The following is a 19,379-nucleotide window of genomic DNA, read 5'->3' on the forward strand; positions in this document are numbered from 1 at the left end:
CGAGACAGAGCGACCAGCGGGGAAGATGGCCTCATGACAAAGCTGTCCGTATGGTCGGTCCGTCGTGCCTCCTCTGGTTCGGTCCTGTCGTTGTGGTCGCAGGACTCCGTGTTGTCGATCGGCTCGGTTGGATCGGTGCTGTCCGTGGGGTCCGTCGGCTCGGCCTTGTCGGTCGGCTCGATCGGAAGCGCTCTGTCCGCCGGTTCGATCGGTTCCGCCATGTCGCTGATCTCAACCGGGTCGTGGCTGAGTACAGGATCGTTGCTTTCCGCGCAGTCGCGGTGGTCGGTGCTGTCCTGGCGTTCCTCTCGCGGTTTCCTGGCCATGGGAGCGGTAGGGGCAGCGGCCGGAGGCACCCTGCTGTTGGCCCAGATGCTGCACAAGACCGAAGCCGGTACTGAATAACCTTGATCAGGCCGAGAGGTCGTTTCGCTCGGCGTTTCAGACCGGGATGAGGGTTTGGTGCCGTTGCAGGAGATCGCCGACCACGTGGATCAGCAGATCAAGAAGGGGCGCGAGCCCGGGAAGCCCAAGATCGACTGATCTGGCACGGATCTGGCACGGCCACTCCGGCGCCATGATCCGCCAGCCGCGAACGATCAAGGCCCAGACTGCCGGTGTCAACCGGCTGACCTGGGCCTTCGTCGTACGTGGCGCCGCGAGGGCGCTGCGTGCCCCAGGCAGGATTCGAACCTGCGACACCGGCTTTAGGAGAGCCGTGCTCTATCCCCTGAGCTACTGGGGCAGGGATCTGTCAGAAAATGTGTCAAAAACTCGCTGACCAGCGATGTTCTGGAGCACATCTTCCAGGGAGATCTGCGACGGCGCAGCCGAAGCCGCGCCGCCGCACAGTCTAGCGGGTCACACGACGATGTCGGCGAGGTGGGACTGTGCTGTGCGCATGGCGCAGGTCAGGGGCTGTTCCGCCTGACAGGGTGAGCGTCGCGGTACTGGGTTCAGCTGGCCCAGGGGTCCCGTGGCCCCTGGGACTGGGTGGCTCATGTGGCGCGGCCATGGATCCGGGCGACGGAGTTGTTGAGCCATGCGTAGCCGATGTAGATGGCCAGGCCGCCGTCCGCTCCGTAGGCGGGAATGCACTTGTGGCGGTAGGACAGATCCCATGTGGAATGTTGGGCTTCGCTGTCCTGCCTGAAACCTTTGAGGCGTCGGCCTGCTGGCGTGGGCGGCGGCACGATTCTGAGATGCTCGGTTCGGTTGAGGCGTTGGCGGCCGGTCTTCGGGTCGATTTCTCGGTCTTCGGATGTTTCATCGACTCGGATGTTAACGGTGTGGGTGGGACCGTTTCCGCACGGGATTTCCACCTGGTGGTAGAAGCGGTAGGTCTTGCCTTTTCTGGGGAGGAAGGCGCTGACGGGGAGTGGGTTGTAGATGATCTTCTTCCCGTCGACGGAGAGCTTCTTTTCGCAGACCCGGCTGCCTGCGGCGTAGAGCTCGTGATCACAGGATTCGCAGGTATGCACCTGCAGTGGTTGAGGTTCGAGTCCTTCGGCTTGGGGAGTGAAGACGACGATGCCCTGCGCGATCAGCTGGGCACGGTGGACGCCACGAATGGCGATGTCGTGTGTGTATGCGATACGGGCCTTTACCTTTGAGGCGATGTATTTGAGCATGCGCACCGTGGCAACTCCCTCCGCTTCGTGATCGGGGTCCGCTTCCTTGCTCTTGTGGCGGAGGGTTTCCATGTCGAGGATCACCCGGCTGTGCGGAAGATTCGCGCCCCGAATTGCCATGGAGAGGTATTTGTTTCCGTAGACCCTGTTGCCGCCTCCTTCCACGGTGTAGGAGGCGTCCGGGTCGATCTTGTGCCTCCGCTTCTCGCCGGTCCTTTTGTCCACGCTTTCGAGCTCGGTCTGGCGGGAGGCCGGTGCGGCGACGGTCGCGTCACCGTGGATGACCTGGCCGCAGGCGGGCCGGATCCAGGTTCCCTCCTCCATGTCCAGGAGTCCTTGTTCGAGGGCTTGGGCGATCCACGCGTCGCGGCTTGCCTCGCGCAGCGCGGCGAGTTCGGGTTTCATGCGGGTCTTGAAGAAGTAGTTCCAGTTGCCGCGGGTAGGGCCGTTCTCTCGCAGGGAGTCGGCGTGTTCGTCGCCGAGGATGGTGCGCACGGAGTCGCGGAGGATGGACCACCAGAGGTCCTCGGCGAGGTGCGCTGCCGCGCTGCGTGCTGATTCGAAGATGGAGATGCAACTGTCGAAGATCAGGTAGACGTAGGGAGGGAACTTGGGAGGGCAGCCGACACGTGGGCCGGTCTGCTCGGGGAATGCCGCTGCTGCGACGGCGTAGATGTCGGGGTTGCCGACCACGGCGCGGAAACGCTGTGTGATGGTCAGGGGCGGGGCCTCGTCGCTGTGTTTGGGCGGCGGGTCGGTGGCGGCGCCGAAGATGTCGTCGGGGATCGGCCCGAGCTCCCAGCCGGGGTCGTCGGTCTTCCTCTTCTTGCTTCGGCTGTTGCGGCGCTTCTTCGGGGCGGTCACGGTGCCTCCCCGTTACCCGGGCCGGCGAGCCAGTCGTAGCCGATGGTCGCCGCCGCCGCGTCCAGGGAGGTCAGGCCGAGGACGCGGGCGACCTCGGACAGGCGTCCGGTTTGGGCGAAGACCTGCTGGCCGCGGTAGGCGGTGACGTCGCGCAGGCGGACCTGGCGTTTGGCGGTGGACAGGCCGGCTCGTCGGGCGATGACGCTGAAGCCGGCTCCTACGCTGGCCTGAGCACGGTAGGCGGAGGACGCGGTGGTCACGAGCGGGTGGGGGCCCGGTCCGATGTCGGCGAGGCGGGCGGCCCGCTGGGCAAGCGCCTGGAGGGACCAGTCGTCCAGGGGGCAGCTTCGGGCCAGGGTGTGCGTCGATCCGGCTGTGCTGATCCGGGCTCCGGGGGTATCGAGGTCGGCGGTGGTTGCGCAGGCGATCTCCGCACTGGCCTGGCCCGCGAGCAGTAGGGCGAGTAGGGCGGCGTAGCGGCTGCGAGGCGCTCCGTAGCCGGCGTGGAAGCGCAGTTTGGCCACTTCGGCGTCGGTGATCTGCTGGGCCGGGCGACGCGGGCTGCGGGGGATGGCGGGCGCGTCCAGCAGCGGGTGGGCGGTGGTCAGTCCCATGCTCCGGCAGTCGGCGAACAGGGTCCGCAGGGCCCCGCGGCGCTGGCGTTCGCTGCCCGGTGCCGGCGTGACGCTTCGTCGTCCGTGCCGGTCGCGGCCCGGGGCGGTTTCGAAGCGGCGGATCAGTCCGCTGGTGACCTGATCGAGGTAGATGACGTCGTGGGCAGCGGCGAAACCCAGGAAACGCTCACACATGGCACAGTCCAGAGCCACGGTCTGAACGCTCATTTTCCCGGCTCGGGCGCGCTGCTCCCATAGTTGGCCGGCCAGGCGGAGGGCCTCGCTGATCTCTGTGCGGAGTTCAGGCTGGGGTGTTGCCGGAGTCGCACTGACGGGTGAGGGGCGGTGGCCCGTCCGTGGATTGATGTCGTGTGCGGTGGCGCCAACGGGTCGGGCGCTACTGTGGGGAGTAGTCCTCCGTGCTGAGGACATGCCGAAGCTCCTATCGCGGCGATGCCGCTGGTGGTGGTGGAGGTGGGGGTCCGGGGCGCCACCCGGCCAAGGGATGCGGCGCCTCGGACCTGCAGTCAGATCGGGCGGTCGGTGGGCAGTCCTTTGATCTTGTCGATCACGGAGGCCAGGCCGCGCAGGTGGCGGTGGAGTGCGTCGAGGTCGTCCGTGGAGAGGCGGCCGAGGTCCACGATGCGGATCGGGCTGGCCAGCAGAGCGGCGATGTCGCCGTTGCCTGCGATCTGCGGGGGCTCGGTACGCGGTCGGGGGATACCGGCACCTCCGGTCGCCGGAGCCGGGCCGCTGGGCGACACTTCGCTCGTCTGCTCGTTCGGGCCGACGCCCGGGTCGGCCGACTCGGGCGTGGCAGCTGCGTGCCAGCGCAGGTAGCCGGGCTTGTCGACCTGCAGGAACCCGGACTGGATCATGAAGTCGACCAGGACCTCTGCCGCCAGGCTCTTGTCGGCGCCGGCGCGGGCCTGGCTGAGCAGGTGGGCTGTCAATCCGCTGGCCAGACCCGGATCCGTACCGAGGCGGGTATGTGCAGCCTCGACGAACCAGATCGACTGCAGTGCCGCGCGCAGCGCGGAGCGACCTTGCTGTTCGCTGCGCAGCCAGGGGGCGGCCAGGGCGGCTCCGGTCTTGGTGGCGCGGTAGGTGCCGCGCCCCGGAGCCCGTTCGAGAAGCTTGCAGGAGCACAGAAAACTCATGCACAGGCCGATCCGGGACGCTGCGATGTCGACGTGCTGGCCGAGATCGTGGGTGGTGAACGCGCCGTCCCAGGCGCAGGCAACCTTCAAGATCTTGGTCTGCAGATCGGCCCGAACCCGGTCCGTTGGCAAGGGGAGTCGGAGTTGTGTGCTGGTGCGGCGGCTGGGCATCGCGGATCGTCCTCCGTGGGGCGACATGTGACGGACCGATGCGGGTGGCACGCGGCGGAACCCGTTCGGTAGGGAGGGGTTCCGCGCCCGCACCGAGTTGCTATAGTTCTAGCAGCGGTGGGGGTCCTGCGCATCCCGGCCGGACTTCGGTCACACTGTTGGCGTGCCTGGAGGAACCCGACGTGCCCTTAAACCGACCGAGTACATCACCCGTGGTCAGTGGCCAGGGGCGATGATGCGGCAGCACCGTGGTGCCCAGGTCGCCCAAGCCGTCGCGCGCGCGCTCGCCGAGGCGATGGCGCAGCGGCGGCTGAGCGCGAACGCGCTGGCTCAGCAGACCGGCGTCAACCGGCAGGTGATCTCCAACATCCTGACCGGCGCGAGCTGGCCGGACCTGCTGACGATCGCGACAATCGAGCAGGCCCTGGGGGTGTTGCTGTGGCCGAACCATGTCGCATGGCCCGCCGAGGGTGATCCGGCGACGATGCCCGCCCAGGCGGGAGCCCCGTCCGAGAGCCCGCACGCCGCCCGGACGGATTGAACGGCGCCGCGCCTCGCGGTGGATTCCAGGGAACGTGCATTCGGTTGTGCGCATGGCGTTCGGCTTCCACTGGTGTCGGTGACGTGAAATCAGTCGAACGCCCGACGGGACGCCTTGTTGGCGGGTACCGTCGAAAGTGCGACAAAACTGCCGCCCGGATCCGGCTTGGCCTACCAAACCTGTAGACGGAACCGGGCGGCAGTAGGTCCGCGCAGAGCGCGGGTGTGAGGGCGGCTCAGGTGATCAAGCGAACCGCCACGGTGCGCAAATGGTGTAGTGAGTGCGCGGTTTCTTGCCTTCCTTCGTCGTGCTCTTGATCAACACGCGCTTATCGCAGAGGAAATCCAGACCGGACCGGGCGAGCCGGACCGCATTGTCGTCGTCGCCGTGGCCGCGTGCGACGGCCACCTCCTGGGCGCTCCACGGGTGCTCCGGGCGGGTCTCAAGGACTTTCATGATCTCGATCGAGCGGTTCCCCGAGATCTCGATTGGTGGCGGTTCCTGCGCAGTGGTGTTCTCGGTTTGCTGGTCGGCGCTCTGCTCGTCCTCGTGACTCCCGTCATCAGTACCGGCATCCGGTGGCTGCGAGCTCCCGGCGGCCTCCGTGAGGGAGCTGCGCAAGAGGCGTGCCCGCTCGGGGGCGCCAAGCAGGTGGTTGAGAGCTGTCTCCGCCTCCACACGCACGTCCCGGATCCTCGTCACGCCGGCCTGTAGCCGGTTGATCCTTTCCTCGCGGTCCCGGAGGAGAAGGTCACACTCACCGATGATGCGGCGGAATTCCTTGCCGGCGTCCTGCACCCCCCCGGGGGGGCTGGCGTGAGTGGTCATACGGCCCAGGGTAGGGACGGGGCACACCGCCGTGTGCCCTGTTTATGCACCCAGTCAAACAAGGCCACGCGGTGTCACAACCCGTCACGGGGTTGGTCGTTGCGCCGTGGAATCCGGTCAGTTCTGATCTGTGCCCTGAGGACCACGACACGCGGGGAGAGGCCCACTGATCGATCGCATTCATTCAACTGCTCTGTGCGCCTACTCTTTGCGCAAGTTGGTCACTGCACCTGCTCTGCCCCGGGCTCGTGCGCCTGGGTATCGGCCGGGTGACTTGCCGCTACGCGCCGCAGGGCTGGCAGGCTGACGCGTTCGCTGCCGTTCAGCACCGCCGATACGGCGGCAGCGCGCACCAGGTACATCAACCCGCTGACGTTCCCGCCGCTCAACTGGTGCAGATCCACCGCGAGTTCACTCAGTTCGCCGGGGCGGTGATGGTCGAGCCGCAGTGCCACATCCAACTCCGCCACCAGGCGAGCCCACTCGGACGCATCGGTCAGACGGTCGGCCTGAACGTGCACCATCCGCCTGAACCCTGCGGTATCAGCCTTCTGACCTGCGCTTTGGATACCGGCATACACGAACAAAGCGGGGAGCCGGTCCGCGAAGTGGCGCAGCACGTCGACAATCTCCGTCTCGCGCGTTCCGGTCCACGCGTAGTGCATGTCGTCGATCAGGACCACCCCCGTGCCAGTGATGGTCAGCGTCTCGCGGATGTCGTCGATGAACCGGGTCATGTGACGGCGCGGATGGATCGGGTATTGCACGAAGCGCGCGAGGTCTTCCACCAGATCGCGCGCCGTCCCCGTGGGGCGAAGTGCCACGTAGACGGTCGGGATCCGGGTGGGCCTTTGGCCGTGCCGCGCGCGGTCGCGCAGTTCGAAGCTACGCCCGAACTCGATCAGGGCTGTGGTCTTCCCGAAGCCGGCAGGCCCGGTGACCAGCAGGTCGTGGCCCGGGCCCAGGGTGTGCTCCTTGAGCACGGCCAGCCGCCATCCGTGCTCGCGGACCTCGCGTACCAGGGGAGTGTCTTCCAGGGAGAGACGCGCGTGGTAGATCAGCCGCTCGTGTGGGTCCGCCCCTGGGCCGGCGGTTTGGGCACCAGCCGCGCTGATGTAATTGCGCCAGCCTTCCAGGCTGGTCAGCGGCGCGTGGCGGACCACTTGTGCCGGCACGGGCACAGGCGGGCGAGGGTGGGCGGAAAGGAACGTCGCGTCCTCCCCCTGCCGGAACGATCGGATACCGGCTGTCAGTTGCTGGTCAGCCGACGGCGGCTTCTGGGGGACGGCCAGCCACTCCCCGCATCCCAATTCGACCCACACCTGCCGCCGGTCGTAGAAGTCCTTGCGGACCCATACCGGCCCCGATGGCCCGGGAGCGGCGCGCAGCGGATCGAGCCGCGGGCTGTCGTAGTGGATGCGATCCACGAGCAGACCCGCGGCAGTGACGTGGCGTCGGATCCGGGGCAGCAGTGTCAGGGCTACGTGTGGCGCCCGCGGCAGGGAGATCGCGCCTGCGTCCGTGACCGCGTCCGCGAAGATCTGGTTAGGACTCGCCCCACCCGGCGTTGCACGGTGCCTGTCGCCGGATTTGACCGGTAGGTTCTGCCAGACCTCGGTGACCCACTGGTCCACCGCAGGCTGTAGCGAAGCCAGCCGTTCCCAGGTCAACTCCGGTGCCCCGGTCAGCTCTTGGCTCAGCACGTCGGTCAGGCCATCGGCGAGCCTGCCGAGCAAGCGCTCCACATGCGCTGCGTCCCTGGGTAGGCGCGGATCGGTGACCCTGACGCGGATGCCTACCTGTCGGCACGCCGCCCGGAAGCCGACGGACCGCGCCAGGAAGGTGTCCTCGACGTCCAAACGCTCGGGAACGATGACTGCCGCAGCCGTCGCCGAACCGGTCGACTCCTCCAGACTTGCGGCCGGCGCTGATCCCAACTGCTCCAGCAGATTCCGCGGCGTGCACAGCCGCATCAGGAGCACACGCCCGTCCACGGTCGTGCCGACTGGGTGCAGCAGCAGTGCGCACACCGATCCGGTGGCCACGTCCAGGACTACTGTCGCCCGCGCCTGCGGTCCCTCCCCTGCTGCTCCCGCCGAACTGGTCGCGTAGAGGTCGATTACGTCAACCACCGCCCTTGCCCCGGGCCTTGCCGACCGAGCGGGCGCCAGGTGGCGTCGCCGTCGCGCTCGGCCTTTCGCCGCGCCGCTCCTCAGCAGTTTGGAGATCAGCCGGTAGAAGGTCGAGTGGGACGGGATCGCCACCTCGTAACCATGACGTTCCCGCACTCTTGCTTCTGTCTCGGCGCGGTAGAACGCCACTGAGCGCCGCGGTTGGTTCCTACGCTCGTGGAGCACCTGCAGCAGGCAGTCAAGGACACGCGGATCGATCCGTGCACCTACCCGCGAGGTTCGCTCACTGCGGCCGTCCAGCAAACCCTCGAATCCGTCGGCCTGGTAGCGCTGCCGCTTGCGCCTCACCGTCCCGGCCGAAAAGCCGTGATCGAGTCCCGCTGCTGCGAGTTCCTTCGACTTGGCGAGTTCGCGCTCTGCCAACGTGGTGACCGCCGGATCATATTCCGGCTTCGGTGCTACTCCAGGGCCCGCATCAGGAGGCAACCCGGTCTGCACTTCCACCACATGGCGTTCCCAGAACGTCGCCACGGCGCGCTGACGCTTGTCGGCGACCACGTCCGCCCGGCCGTCCGTCGGCCTGACAGGTCCGCGAGCGATCAGCTCGACTGGTTGCGATAGAAGCTGAGTGACACTCACCGCGACCGTGGCACCGACCGCGTCGGCCAGCACGATACGGCCCCCGGACAAGCCCACCACGGTCCAGGCGCGGTCGACCACGCGGAGGCGATCTCCAAGACTTAGCCGCGATGGCCACTGCCCAGCCATCCGTCCTCCCTCGCGATCGTGAACTCATGTCCTGTCCGAGGCTAGGTGTCTGCGACACCAGGTTTCTACGCACAGAAGCGGGTCTGGCACGAAAATAGATGTGCCCGTCCTGGGTCAGGCTGCTGCGATGGGCTGGAAGCGGACGGTGAGGCCGAGGCCGTTGGCTTCCTTAGCTTGGCGTTTAACCTCAGCGGGCTTGGTGTTCCTTGATCGACTCGGCGCGTTTGACCGTCTTGCCGACGTCGTGGCGCTTGGCGCGGTGCCTGTTCTTCGAGCCGGGAGGCCGTCCCGGGTCCGCAGGGGGTTCGCAACGTCCGCGCGACGGCGGCGAGGCTGTGGCACAACTCCGGCGCAGACCATCGAGTTCGCTGTGATCGACGCTGCGACCGGTAGAAGGCTGCTGGACACTCTCGTGAAGCCCACCGAGCCGATCAGCGACGGTGCTCGCTGGGTGCACGGCATCTCCGACGAGGACGTTACCCAAGCACGGCCGTGGGAGAAGGTACTGCTCCTTCGGCCGGGGCACCGGCCGTCACAACGACGCCATCCTCACCGCCGACGGCTACGCCAAGGCCGTCGCCTCCGCGCCCGGCCATGTCGAGACCGTCCGCGCGCTGGTCTTGGCCCCGGAGGGAAGAGCCCCTCCGTCGCCGTCACTCGGGCGCCGGTGACGGCGGGCCCTACGACGTTTTCGGCCTGTGATCGTCGTCGGTGAGCTGTGAGGTCGCCCGGATGTTCCTGACGGCGCCGGGAGGGGTGAGCCGGCCCGGCGTCGTGCGGCGAAGCGGAGACGCGGTTTCTGAGCGGCGACAGGGGCTGTTCGTCGGGCGGTCTACGTGGACGGCGTCCAGCCGTCCAGCCAGTCGGCGATCTCGTAGTCCGCGGCCTGGCTCACCGTCAGGAAGGGCCGGTCGGAGCTTGCCGTGCCCGCTCCCGCACCGGAGTTGGCGTATTCGGCGAAGCGATCGTCCTTCCAGGAGAACCCGCTCATGTCGGTCCATGGCGCGCTGCGCACGATGGCGCCCAGCGAGCTGTTGCGGACGATCGCCTCGGGGTCGAGGGATGCGTCCCCGCCCGCGTGCCACGGGCGGCCGAGGTAGGTCGCCGCGGTGGTGCCGGACCCGGTGATCGAGCTGTTGATGACCAGGAAGCCGTGGTACGCGGCCGGCGTCGACGGCGCGAGCACGATCCCGTAGCTGGTGCGGTCGCTCTTCACTGTGATCGCGGTCTTGTTGATGACGGCGGTGGCGCCGCCGAAGATGAAGTCGACATCGCCGCTGATGATCGCGTTGTTGACGTACACCCGTGCCCGCAGCGAGGTCGACCGGCTGTGCAGCAGCAGCGTGTCCTGGTTGCCGTCGAAGATCACGCTGTCCAGTACGGTCCGGTCGCCGGCGGTGTAGAGCGCCACCGCCTGCTCGTTGGCGTAGTCGTGCGCCGCTTCGTCGAAGTCGTTGGCGATGGTGAGGTTGCGTGCCTGGAACTCGTCCGCGTAGGCGGTCACGGTCGCGCTGCCGCCCGTGCCGTAGGTGGTCCCGTCGCCCTTCGGGCTGCCCGAGGCCACTCCGTACACGATTTTCGTGGAGCTGCGGCTGCTGCCGGTGCCCTGGAAGGTGACATAGGGCTTGGTCGCCGGCACGGTCACTTTCTCGCGGTAGGTGCCGGGCGCGATGGAGATGATGACGCGTGAGGAATTGCCGGCCGGTACGGCGTTCACGGCCGCCTGCACGGTGGTGAAGTTGCCCGAGCCGTCCGCGGCGACGGTGATCGTGGCCGCGGCCGACGCGGTGCCCGTGCTGCCGAGCGTCGCGCCGGCAGTGGCCCCCGCCACGAGGGCGAGGACGGCCGACAGCCCTGAAGCCGGCCGCAGCCAGCGGTGGCGGTGCTGCTGGGTTCGGGTTGGGTGTCCCGTGTTGGTGGTCATGGCCTTCAGTCGCTGCCGGAGCCGCCGGGGGTTGCCGGTCGGCGCCATGACATCGCGAACACGCCAATGGCGGCGCCCCGCGCAGGAATGCGGCCGCTGCCCGGTCGCCGGTCATCGCGTGCAGGGCGATGCGGTTGCAGACGCCGGCCAAGCCGTTGCCGTCCAGCAGGAACAGTGTCCCGGGGACGAGCGGGTACCGCCGCCACGCCTCCCGCTGCCCGGGGCTGATCCTGGCCGGCGATCCGCAGACGCCCGGGCGCTGGGCTGGGACGTACGCACACCGGCACACCCTGAGCAGGGAGCAACGGATGCCGTGGTCCGGTCCGCCTGATCCCGCCCGCCTTCGTCGGTGTGACCGTGCCCCGGCACCGAACCGGCGCGTCTGCCGGTCAGCGCGGCGGGCAGACCTCGCGGAAGTCGGACTTGCGGATCTTTCCGTGGATGCCTTTCACGCCGTCGACGACCCGGGAGACCGCGAAGTCGCCTGCGGCGCTGAGGTATGCCATCGCCAGGTGACGGTCGATGCGGTAGTCGGTCACCAGCAGGTCCAGTGCGCAGCGCACGCAGTCGCGCATCGCCTGGTTCAGGTCTTCGTCCAGTCCGATCGGCACGAGGTAGTCGTCCGTTTCGGCGAACGGGGCGACGCGGCCGTGGCCGGGCCGTACTGCCGCACCGCCGGGCACCACCTCGAGCTTCACGGTGGCGCGCAACGACGCCTCGAACGCGGTGAGGGCGACCTCGCCGTCGCCCTGGGCGAAGTGGGGGTCCCCGAAGTAGACCAGCGCGTCGTCGACCTGGACTGGGAGGAACAGTGTGGCGCCCTCGCCGAGCAGGGAGATGTCGATGTTGCCGCCGTGGCGCCCTGGCGGCACCGAGTGCGGTCGCTCGCTCCCGGGCACCGCGACGCCCATCACGCCGAGGAACGGCTGCAGGGGGAAGCGCAGTGAGCCGCGGGAGGGGGCTGTCCGGTCCACCGCCATCCGGCCCCATGCGCCGTGGCGGTCCTTGTGTGCGGTCGCGAAGGTCATCACGGGACCGGGCAGCGACGGCATCTCGCCGGGGAGCGCGCCGAAGCCGTGCCGTGTGGAGACCATGCCGTACGGAACCCGCGGGGTGAGGCCGAGGACTGTCACGGCGAGCAGATCGCCGGGCCGGGCGCCGGCCACGGCGATCGGCCCGGTGACCAGGTGCGGCCCGTCATCGTCGAAGTCGTGCAGCATGCCGGAGTCAGCCACCTGCTGGGCGTCGTCGAGCACCACTCCTACGACCGCTTCGCCGGTTACGCCGTCTCCTTAGGAGATCGCTCGCAACGCAACCCCGTCGATTCTGAAACGCTCAGCTGATCGCTGAAGGTCGCGCGGTTTCCTGGGAGCAGGGCGGCGGGTCCGCTCAGGAGCGACGAGTGCAGGGCTTGGGCCCACCGCTCGGGCGACGCACGTAGAAGGCTCCGCTGAACTCTTCGTCCTGGCGGCGCCGAAGTCGTAACGGATCACAAGCAGGGCGTCGCGCTGTTGCGTGCGTTGTCAGGCGCCTTCGGTCACCGTCATCCAGCGCCACTGGGTGAACTGCTCCAGGTTGGCGGTGCCGCCGATGCGGGAAGCGTTGCCCGATGCTCCCATCCCGCCGAAGGGCGCATTCGCGGCGTCCTTGGCGGACACGTCGTTGAGGTGCACCATGCCCGTGCGCAACTGCTCGGCGACGACGGTGGCCCGAGGCACCGAACGCGAGTGCACAGCAGCCGTCAGGCCGTATTCGGTGTCGTTCGCGATCTCGACTGCCTCCGTGTCGGTCCGGAAAGGAACGACAGGGGCGACGGGTCCGAAGATCTCCTCGCTGAAGGCCGGCATGCTCCGCTCGACGTGGTCCAGGACGGTGGGCGGGTAGAACAGCCCGTCGCGGCGTCCGCCGGCGAGCACCCGTGCCCCGGCGGCCACGCTCTCGTCCACGATGCGCTCGATCCGAGCGGCCTGGCGCTCGCTGATGACGGGGCCGATCATCACACCCTCCTCGCGGGGGTCACCGATTCGCAGCGCCTTGGCGTGCCTGACCAGCGCTTGCGTGTACGGCTCCACGAGGTCGGCGTGCACGAGATGGCGTCCGGCGGCGACGCAGGCCTGGCCCTGATAGCCAAAGGAGCTCATCGCGCCGGCCATCGCCGCCGCGTCGACGTCCGCGTCGTCGAGCACGATGATCGAGTTCTTGCCGCCCAGTTCCAGGGCCACCCGCTTGAGCCCGCCACCGGCGGCGCGGGCGACCGCCCGACCGGCCTCGGTGGACCCTGTGAACGAGACCATGGCGACGTGGGGATCGGCCACAACGGCTTGGCCGGTCCCGATACCTCCGGGCAGGACATGGAGCAGCCCTTCCGGCAGTCCCGCATCCTGAAACAGCCGCGCCACGACGACACCGCCGGACACCGGCGTGTGGGGATCGGGTTTGAGCAGGACGGCGTTACCGAGCACAAGAGCGGGCGCGAGGGCCCGCATGGCGAACAGCAGTGGCGCGTTCCAGGGGTTGATCACGCCGATGACTCCCAGCGGTACCCGCCAAGCGTAACTGGCCTCGCCAGGCTGGGACGGGCTCAGGATCTCGCCGAGAGGCAGCGACGCGAGCGCTGCCGCGTGCGTCAGCTGGCTGAGCCCGGCCGCAATCTCGTAGTCGCCCTTCGCCGGGACGCCTCCGGACTCCCTCACGATCCACTCGCGGATCGCCCCGCTGTTGTCGCGCAGCGCCCGGGCGGCACGGAGCAGGACCCCGGCGCGGTCCAGGGGCGCCATCTCGGCCCAGGCCCGCTGGGCGCGCGCGGCCTGCGCCCCGGCCCGGACCACATCCGCAGGCGCAGCCACACCCACCTCCGCCAGCCGCTCCCCCGTGGCCGGTTCATACACCGGCGCAATCCCGCCCTCGGACTGCCGCCAGCCACCGCTGTAGATCCTCCCGGTCCACTCATCCGTGTCCGGCCACGTCCCCCCTCTGGTGGCAGTCATGGCTCGGCCCTCCGTCCACGTTGGTTGTTCGGTGAAGAATCACTATAAAGTGAGGTTTTCTGCGTATAACGGCTTATTGATCATATATGTCTGCCGATGTTGATCGGCCATCGGTTGCTCCTGGCCTGAGGGCGACCCATGGTGGAAACAGACCGAGGCGAGGGCGGACGAGCGCGATGACGGGTTCCGAAACTGCTGGGGACGACCGGGCGGCGTGGCCCGGGAAGGATCCCGTCGTCGAGGCGGCCACGGCCAGGGCCACCGTGGATCCGCGCGGCTTCGTTACCGGGTGGAGTGAAGGGGCGCGGCGGCTGCTCGGATACCGGTCTGCGGAGATCATCGGCCGGGCCGCAGCCGGGCTGCTCGCAGTGGAGCCACCAGCCGATACGCTGCGGTCCCTGGAGGCGCTGCCGAGGTGGAACGGGACGGCGACTCTCCTGCACCGGGACGGCCATCGCCTTACCGTGAATCTGCTGGCCCACCGCCAGGAGCCGGACACCGGAGGCAGCGGGGGCAGTCATTGGCTCCTGGTCTCCCCCCTGGCACGCCCGCCGTCGCCTCTCCAGGACGATGCGCTGGTGATGCGGGCGTTCACCCAGTCCCCGGGTACCACGGCGCTCTACGACACCGGCCTGCGGCTGCGGCGGGCGAACGCGGACATGGAACGTGTGATCGGCCTGTCCGAAGAGGCGATGCGGGGGTTGCGTGTATCGGAGATCGTGGTCGACCCGCAGAGCGACCGGACGGAGGAGTGCATGCGGCGGGCGTTGCAGACCGGCGAGAAGCAGCATGTACAACTGGCCTTGCACCTGACGGGCCACGAGCGCGAGAGTTTCTGGACGACGGCACTGACCCCTGTGCAGGACGCCGAGGGGACGGTGCGGGGGGTACTCCTTTCCGCGCAGGACATGACCGAGGAGCACCTGGCCCGGGGGCGTCTGGCCCTGCTCAACGACGCCAGCGTCCGGATCGGCAGCACCCTGGACCTCGCCCGTACCGCCCAGGAACTTGCCGACGTGGCCATCCCGCGGCTCGCGGACTTCGTCACCGTCGACCTGCTCCCCGCCATCGAAGGTGGCGACGACCCTCGCGCCGGCTCGCCCCCTGGCCCCGTCCTGCTGCGCCGCGTCGCCTACCAGTCCGTCCTGGAGGGCTGCCCCGAGGCCGTTGTCCGGCGCGGAACGGTGGCCGCCTACCCGGACGAGTCGACTGCGGCCAGGTGTCTGATCGCCGGCCGGCCGCTGATCGAGAACGTGACCGCCCCCGCGATAGCCCAGGTGGCGGTCCAGACCCCGGACCGGGCCGAGCGGATGCGGCGGTACGGCTTCCATTCCGTACTGGCCGTACCGATGCGCGCCCGCGGCATCACCCTGGGCGTGGCCACGTTCTCCCGCCACCGGCGCCCGGAGCCCTTCGAGCAGGACGACCTGCTCCTGGGCCAGGAGATCACCGCCAGGGCCGCCGTCTGTATCGACAACGCCCGCCGCTACACCCGCGAGCGCCGCACCTCCCTCACCCTGCAGCGCAGTCTCCTTCCGCAGCGGCTGCCTCCGCAGGCCGCCGTCGACGTCGCCACCCGCTACCTGCCCGCCAACGCCCAGGCGGGCGTCGGCGGCGACTGGTACGACGTGATCCCGTTGTCCGGCGCCCGGGTCGCGTTGGTCGTCGGCGACGTCGTCGGCCACGGCATCCAGGCCTCGGCCACCATGGGACGGCTGCGCACCGCCGTACGCACCCTGGCAGACGTCGACCTTCCCCCCGAGGAACTGCTGACCCACCTGGACGACCTCGTCATTCACCTGTCCGCCGAGGCCGACAGTGCAGCCGGCAGCACTGGCGAGATCGGCGCGACCTGCCTGTACGCCGTCTACGACCCGGTCTCCCGCCGCTGCACCCTGGCCCGCGCGGGCCACCCCGTACCCGCACTGGCGACCCCCGACGGCGCCGTGGAATTCCCCGACGTCCCCGCAGGCCCGCCGCTGGGGCTGGGCGGCCTGCCCTTCGAAGCCACCGAGATCGAACTGCCCGAAGGCAGCCTCCTCGCGCTGTACACCGACGGTCTCATCGAAACCCGTGGCCGCGACATCGACCAAGGCCTTGATGCGCTGCGCGAGGTGCTGGCCCGGCCGTCTCCGTCCTTGGAGAGCACCTGCGACACTGTGCTCCAGACACTTCTCCCGGACCGCGCCGCCGACGACGTGGCGCTACTGATAGCCCGCACCCGCGCCCTGGACGCAGCCCATGTCGCCACATGGGACGTGCCGCCCGACCCCTCCGCGGTCGCCGAGACCCGCAAGAAGGCCTGCCAGCAACTGGACGAGTGGGGCCTGGACGAAGCCGCCTTCGTCACCGAACTGGTCGTCAGCGAACTCGTCACCAACGCCATCCGCTACGGCGGCGCCCCCATCCAGCTCCGGCTCATCCGCGACCGCAACCTCATCTGCGAGGTCTCCGACACCAGCAACACTGCCCCCCACCTGCGCCGCGCCCGCACCTTCGACGAAGGCGGCCGCGGCCTGCTCCTGGTCGCCCAGCTCACCCAGGGCTGGGGAACCCGCCAGACGTACAGGGGCAAAACAATCTGGGCCGAACAGACCCTCCCCACCACCTGACGGTCCCCGTGCACCGGACGCGCACACGGCATCGACCGGTAAACCCCGCCACCACCAGCCAACTCGTCGCCATCCAGATCAGGGCCGACCGACTGCATACTCGTGTGGTGCTCGCCCGGGGTCTCAGTCTGCGAGCCATCGGTCGGGAGGCGGGCCGGCCCGCGGCCCAGTGTTGTCGGTGGGCACCTGTGGACGCGTGTGCGCAGATCGCGGCGTGCAGCTTCGGGAAGCCGGACCCCGGCAACCGAGGTCCGGCTGCCGGGATCGGGTGCATGGCGGGCGCGGTGACGTCACGCCGTCGCGGTGGTGGTCAGTTGAGGGTCCACTGCTGGTTGGTCTGGGCGTTGCAGGTCCAGAGGATCAGTTTGGTTCCGTTGGTGGTTGCCGCTTCCTCGGCGTCGAGGCACAGTCCTGACAGGTTGTTGGTGATGGTGCCGTCGGAGTGGACGGTCCACTTCTGGTTGGTGCCGTCGTTGCAGCTCCAGATGATGACCTTGGTGCCGTTGGTGGTGCCGTTGTCGTTGGCGTCCAGGCACTTGTTGCCGTAGACGACGAGCTCGCTGCGTGAGGTCTGCGTGAAGGTCTCGTTCTGCCCGCCGAAGCAGTCCCACAGGATGGCCTGGGAGCCGTCGGTGATGGTGCTCTTCGCCAGGCCGGCGCAGCGGCTGGAGGCGGCGCCGAGGAGGGCGACGCCGTTGGTGCCGGGGACGGCCTGGACACGGATCGCGTCGATGTCGGGCGCGGTGCTGCCGGAGACCCCGGCGAAGCGCACGGTGTTGGTGCCCTTGGCCAGGTGCGCCAGTACGGACACCGTGCGATAGGTCGTGGCCGAGCCGGTCGGCGGGAAGGAAACGACGTAGCCGTACTGGCCGTTGACCTGGATGGTGGCCTTGCGGGCGGTGCTGCCGCCGTTGGCGTAGGTGATGTCCACCAGCTTGGTGCCCGCCGCGCCGGTCGTGACGGTACTGAAGGCGGGCGTGGTGGCCGTGGTGGTGTCCTCGTAGGTCGTTGCGGACGCTTCGGCGCCGGAGACGGTGAGCAGGACGGCGTCGTTCGCCGGGACGGTGGTGGTGTAGCCCGTGGTGGACGAGCCTGCGTCGCTGCCGCTCCACACGTTGCGTACGGAGGCGGTGGCCGAGGTGAGGCCCAGGTCGGCCCAGCGTACGGTCATGGACGCCGACGAGGACGTGCGGTTGAGCAGCAGCACCGCGCGCTTGCCGGTACCGGAAAGGACCTTGGCGTACACCTGCAGGTTGCGGGTGTCCTCGGCGACCTTGACGCCCTGCAGTCCGCGCGGGTCCTGGTCGACGGCGAGGACCTCGCGGTTGGTGAGGATGTCGCGGGTGGTGGTGCTCATCGTGGCCAGGTTGTTGCCGGCGAGCAGCGGGGCGCCCAGGATCGACCACAGGCTCATGTGCAGCCGGTTCTGGGCGGCGGTCAGGCCGTCCATGCCGGTCATCATCATGTCGGGGTCGTTGTAGTAGCCGGTGTGCTGGGCGGCCGGGTGCAGGGCCCGGTCGAAGTTGGTGAGCATCTTGGCCGTCGTGGCCGTCGAGCCCCACAGGATGACATCGGAGCTGGTGCGCCACAGGTCGCCGTAACCGGTGGCCCAGTTCCACGGCAGTCCGGTGCCCCACTCGCAGAAGGACAGCACCAGGTTGTGGCCGGTCACGGCGGTGGCGGCCTCGTTGGCGGCGGCGATCGCCTTGTAGGTCGTCTCCTGGTCGAGGCCCTCCACCTGGCCGCCGCACCAGTCGATCTTGACGTAGTCGAAGCCCCAGTTCTGGAAGGTCTCCAGGTCCTGCTGGTAGTGGCCCTCCATGCCGGTGTCGGGGGCGGCGGCGCGGGTGGTGGGGTAGTAGTAGCCGCAGCCGTTCTTGCCGGCGTCGGTGTAGATGCCGGCCTTGAGGCCCTTGCTGTGGATGTAGTCGGCGACGGCCTTCATGCCGTCCGGCCACAGGTTCGCGTCGACGGCGATGGTGCCGTCGTCGTTGCGGTCGCCCTGCCACCAGCCGTCGTCGAGGTTGACGTACTGGTAGCCGGCTGTCGCCATGCCGGAGGAGACCAGAGCGTCCGTCTGCTGTTTGATAACGGCGGAGTCGATGCTGCTGGCGAAGCTGTTCCAGGACGCCCAGCCCATCGACGGCGGGGTGACGGCGGCCTGCGTGGTGCTGACCGCGGCCGGCTCGGCGGGCAGCGGTGCCGGTGCCTCGTGGCCGGCCAGGGCCGTCAGGCCGGCCAGACCGAGGGCGAGCACGAGAACGCGCACGGTAATGCGTCCGGCCCACCTTCGTGCGGAGCTGTGCGGCATGGGGGTGCCTTTCATGATCGGTACCCGACGCGGAAGGTCGCGTCCGCGAGGTGGAGGCCGTAGTCGGTGCCGACACCGAGGGTGAGCGCGCCGGTCATGGCCACGGGGGGTGCGGCCATGCCGGGAAAGAGTCGGCGGGAGCGTAGAGAACGATGGGTTATGCATGGTCCAAGGGGTGTGCGGGGCCCGACGACGGTCGTGGGGGAGCAGTGGCAATATGCGGTCGGTATTCCGAATGCAGTTCGGCAAGCCGGTCAGAAGCTAGGGCAGCGGCATGTGCGCGTCAATCGTTCTTGCTCATCTGTGTGATTCCTGTGTGCGCAGACCGGGTGTGCTCTCCCTGTCGAACAGGATGATTCCCGGGCAGCATGAGTCACGCTGCCCGGGTGAGGGATGTGTGCCGGCCGGGTGGGTCAGAGCCGAGGCACAGGGCGATGGCGGGTCGGACGCTCCCGCTGCGCTGCTGCCCATGCTGCTGGGCCGGCCCTGAAACGCCGGGGTTGGACACACTCGCGGCATGGCGGCATGGTGACACCTGGCTCACGGCGGGGCTCTGCCTCCTCGACCGCAACGCGCCTGGTTGCTGCCGGACACCGTCCGGCTGCATCTGCCGGAGGCGGCCTGTCTTGCCTGGACGGGCGGACGTGCGGACGGGTCGCGGGCTGGACGGCGCTGTTCCCCGCGACGCCGCTCCTGGCAAGGCTCACGTCATGCCCCGCGACGGGCGGCCTTCGGACCGGCGGCGAGCAGTTCGCCCGCCTTCTCCTCGCCTGGCTGCGCTCAGCCGCTTTCCGTGTCCAGATCTTCAGCGGAGCCATTCCCGCGGCCACAACCCG

General features: G+C 68.8%; 12 protein-coding genes and 1 tRNA gene. 3 read left to right on the forward strand and 10 right to left on the reverse strand.

Annotated elements, in window-relative coordinates; genetic code table 11:
* The first annotated feature begins 33 nt into the window (after positions 1 to 33).
* Positions 34 to 405: a hypothetical protein gene (locus OG607_RS26450; protein WP_405728341.1), complete on the forward strand. Its 372-nt coding sequence runs from the start codon at positions 34 to 36 to the stop codon at positions 403 to 405.
* A 267-nt stretch (positions 406 to 672) separates the two neighbouring features.
* Here OG607_RS26450 and OG607_RS26455 read toward each other — a convergent pair.
* From OG607_RS26455 to OG607_RS26470, 4 genes are all read right to left on the reverse strand, one after another.
* Positions 673 to 745 (reverse strand) — tRNA-Arg (locus tag OG607_RS26455).
* Between the two features lie 253 nt (positions 746 to 998).
* On the reverse strand, positions 999 to 2,495 hold the full coding sequence (locus OG607_RS26460; protein WP_405728344.1) for a hypothetical protein: 1,497 nt from the start codon (positions 2,493 to 2,495) through the stop codon (positions 999 to 1,001).
* The gene (locus OG607_RS26465; RefSeq protein WP_405728347.1) at positions 2,492 to 3,304 is read right to left on the reverse strand and encodes a hypothetical protein; all 813 of its coding nucleotides are present in this window, start codon (positions 3,302 to 3,304) and stop codon (positions 2,492 to 2,494) included. Before OG607_RS26465 ends, OG607_RS26460 begins: the two co-directional genes overlap by 4 nt.
* A gap of 332 nt (positions 3,305 to 3,636) precedes the next feature.
* Complete coding sequence (locus OG607_RS26470) at positions 3,637 to 4,359, reverse strand: hypothetical protein (protein ID WP_405728350.1); 723 nt, start codon at positions 4,357 to 4,359, stop codon at positions 3,637 to 3,639.
* A 313-nt stretch (positions 4,360 to 4,672) separates the two neighbouring features.
* Between OG607_RS26470 and OG607_RS26475 the strand changes: the two genes are divergently transcribed.
* On the forward strand, positions 4,673 to 4,981 hold the full coding sequence (locus OG607_RS26475) for a helix-turn-helix domain-containing protein (RefSeq protein WP_405728353.1): 309 nt from the start codon (positions 4,673 to 4,675) through the stop codon (positions 4,979 to 4,981).
* Positions 4,982 to 5,224: 243 nt separating this feature from the next.
* On the opposite strand, the gene OG607_RS26480 is transcribed toward OG607_RS26475, so the two are convergent.
* The 5 genes from OG607_RS26480 to OG607_RS26500 form a co-directional block, all read right to left on the reverse strand.
* Entirely contained in the window at positions 5,225 to 5,809 is a 585-nt protein-coding gene (locus OG607_RS26480) for a hypothetical protein (protein ID WP_405728355.1), read from the reverse strand.
* A gap of 221 nt (positions 5,810 to 6,030) precedes the next feature.
* Positions 6,031 to 8,661 (reverse strand): TniB family NTP-binding protein, encoded by a 2,631-nt coding sequence (locus tag OG607_RS26485; RefSeq protein ID WP_405728358.1) that lies wholly within the window; start codon positions 8,659 to 8,661, stop codon positions 6,031 to 6,033.
* Positions 8,662 to 9,541: 880 nt separating this feature from the next.
* A complete protein-coding gene (locus tag OG607_RS26490; RefSeq protein ID WP_405728361.1) occupies positions 9,542 to 10,633 on the reverse strand; it encodes a pectinesterase family protein in 1,092 nt (363 codons plus the stop codon).
* A 389-nt stretch (positions 10,634 to 11,022) separates the two neighbouring features.
* On the reverse strand, positions 11,023 to 11,889 hold the full coding sequence (locus OG607_RS26495; RefSeq protein ID WP_405728364.1) for an acetamidase/formamidase family protein: 867 nt from the start codon (positions 11,887 to 11,889) through the stop codon (positions 11,023 to 11,025).
* A gap of 267 nt (positions 11,890 to 12,156) precedes the next feature.
* On the reverse strand, positions 12,157 to 13,620 hold the full coding sequence (locus OG607_RS26500) for an aldehyde dehydrogenase family protein (RefSeq protein WP_405728367.1): 1,464 nt from the start codon (positions 13,618 to 13,620) through the stop codon (positions 12,157 to 12,159).
* A 176-nt stretch (positions 13,621 to 13,796) separates the two neighbouring features.
* Between OG607_RS26500 and OG607_RS26505 the strand changes: the two genes are divergently transcribed.
* Positions 13,797 to 16,232 carry a SpoIIE family protein phosphatase gene (locus tag OG607_RS26505; RefSeq protein WP_405728370.1) on the forward strand — a complete coding sequence of 812 codons (2,436 nt, stop codon included), beginning with the start codon at positions 13,797 to 13,799 and terminating at the stop codon, positions 16,230 to 16,232.
* A 310-nt stretch (positions 16,233 to 16,542) separates the two neighbouring features.
* Here the strand turns inward: OG607_RS26505 and OG607_RS26510 are convergent, their stop codons facing one another.
* Positions 16,543 to 18,543: an RICIN domain-containing protein gene (locus tag OG607_RS26510; protein ID WP_405737064.1), complete on the reverse strand. Its 2,001-nt coding sequence runs from the start codon at positions 18,541 to 18,543 to the stop codon at positions 16,543 to 16,545.
* Positions 18,544 to 19,379: the final 836 nt, after the last annotated feature.

The organism is Streptomyces sp. NBC_01537, assembly GCF_045040445.1.
In the GTDB taxonomy this organism is placed as follows: Bacteria; Actinomycetota; Actinomycetes; order Streptomycetales; family Streptomycetaceae; genus Actinacidiphila.

Bases quoted from the DNA above. Each gene is read 5' to 3' on its own strand.
- OG607_RS26450 (WP_405728341.1), top strand. From the start codon at position 34: ATGACAAAGCTGTCCGTATGGTCGGTCCGTCGTGCCTCCTCTGGTTCG.
- OG607_RS26465 (WP_405728347.1), bottom strand. From the start codon at position 3,304: ATGTGTGAGCGTTTCCTGGGTTTCGCCGCTGCCCACGACGTCATCTAC.
- OG607_RS26475 (WP_405728353.1), top strand. From the start codon at position 4,673: ATGATGCGGCAGCACCGTGGTGCCCAGGTCGCCCAAGCCGTCGCGCGC.
- OG607_RS26480 (WP_405728355.1), bottom strand. From the start codon at position 5,809: ATGACCACTCACGCCAGCCCCCCCGGGGGGGTGCAGGACGCCGGCAAG.
- OG607_RS26490 (WP_405728361.1), bottom strand. From the start codon at position 10,633: ATGACCACCAACACGGGACACCCAACCCGAACCCAGCAGCACCGCCAC.
- OG607_RS26500 (WP_405728367.1), bottom strand. From the start codon at position 13,620: ATGACTGCCACCAGAGGGGGGACGTGGCCGGACACGGATGAGTGGACC.
- OG607_RS26505 (WP_405728370.1), top strand. From the start codon at position 13,797: ATGACGGGTTCCGAAACTGCTGGGGACGACCGGGCGGCGTGGCCCGGG.
- OG607_RS26510 (WP_405737064.1), bottom strand. From the start codon at position 18,543: ATGCCGCACAGCTCCGCACGAAGGTGGGCCGGACGCATTACCGTGCGC.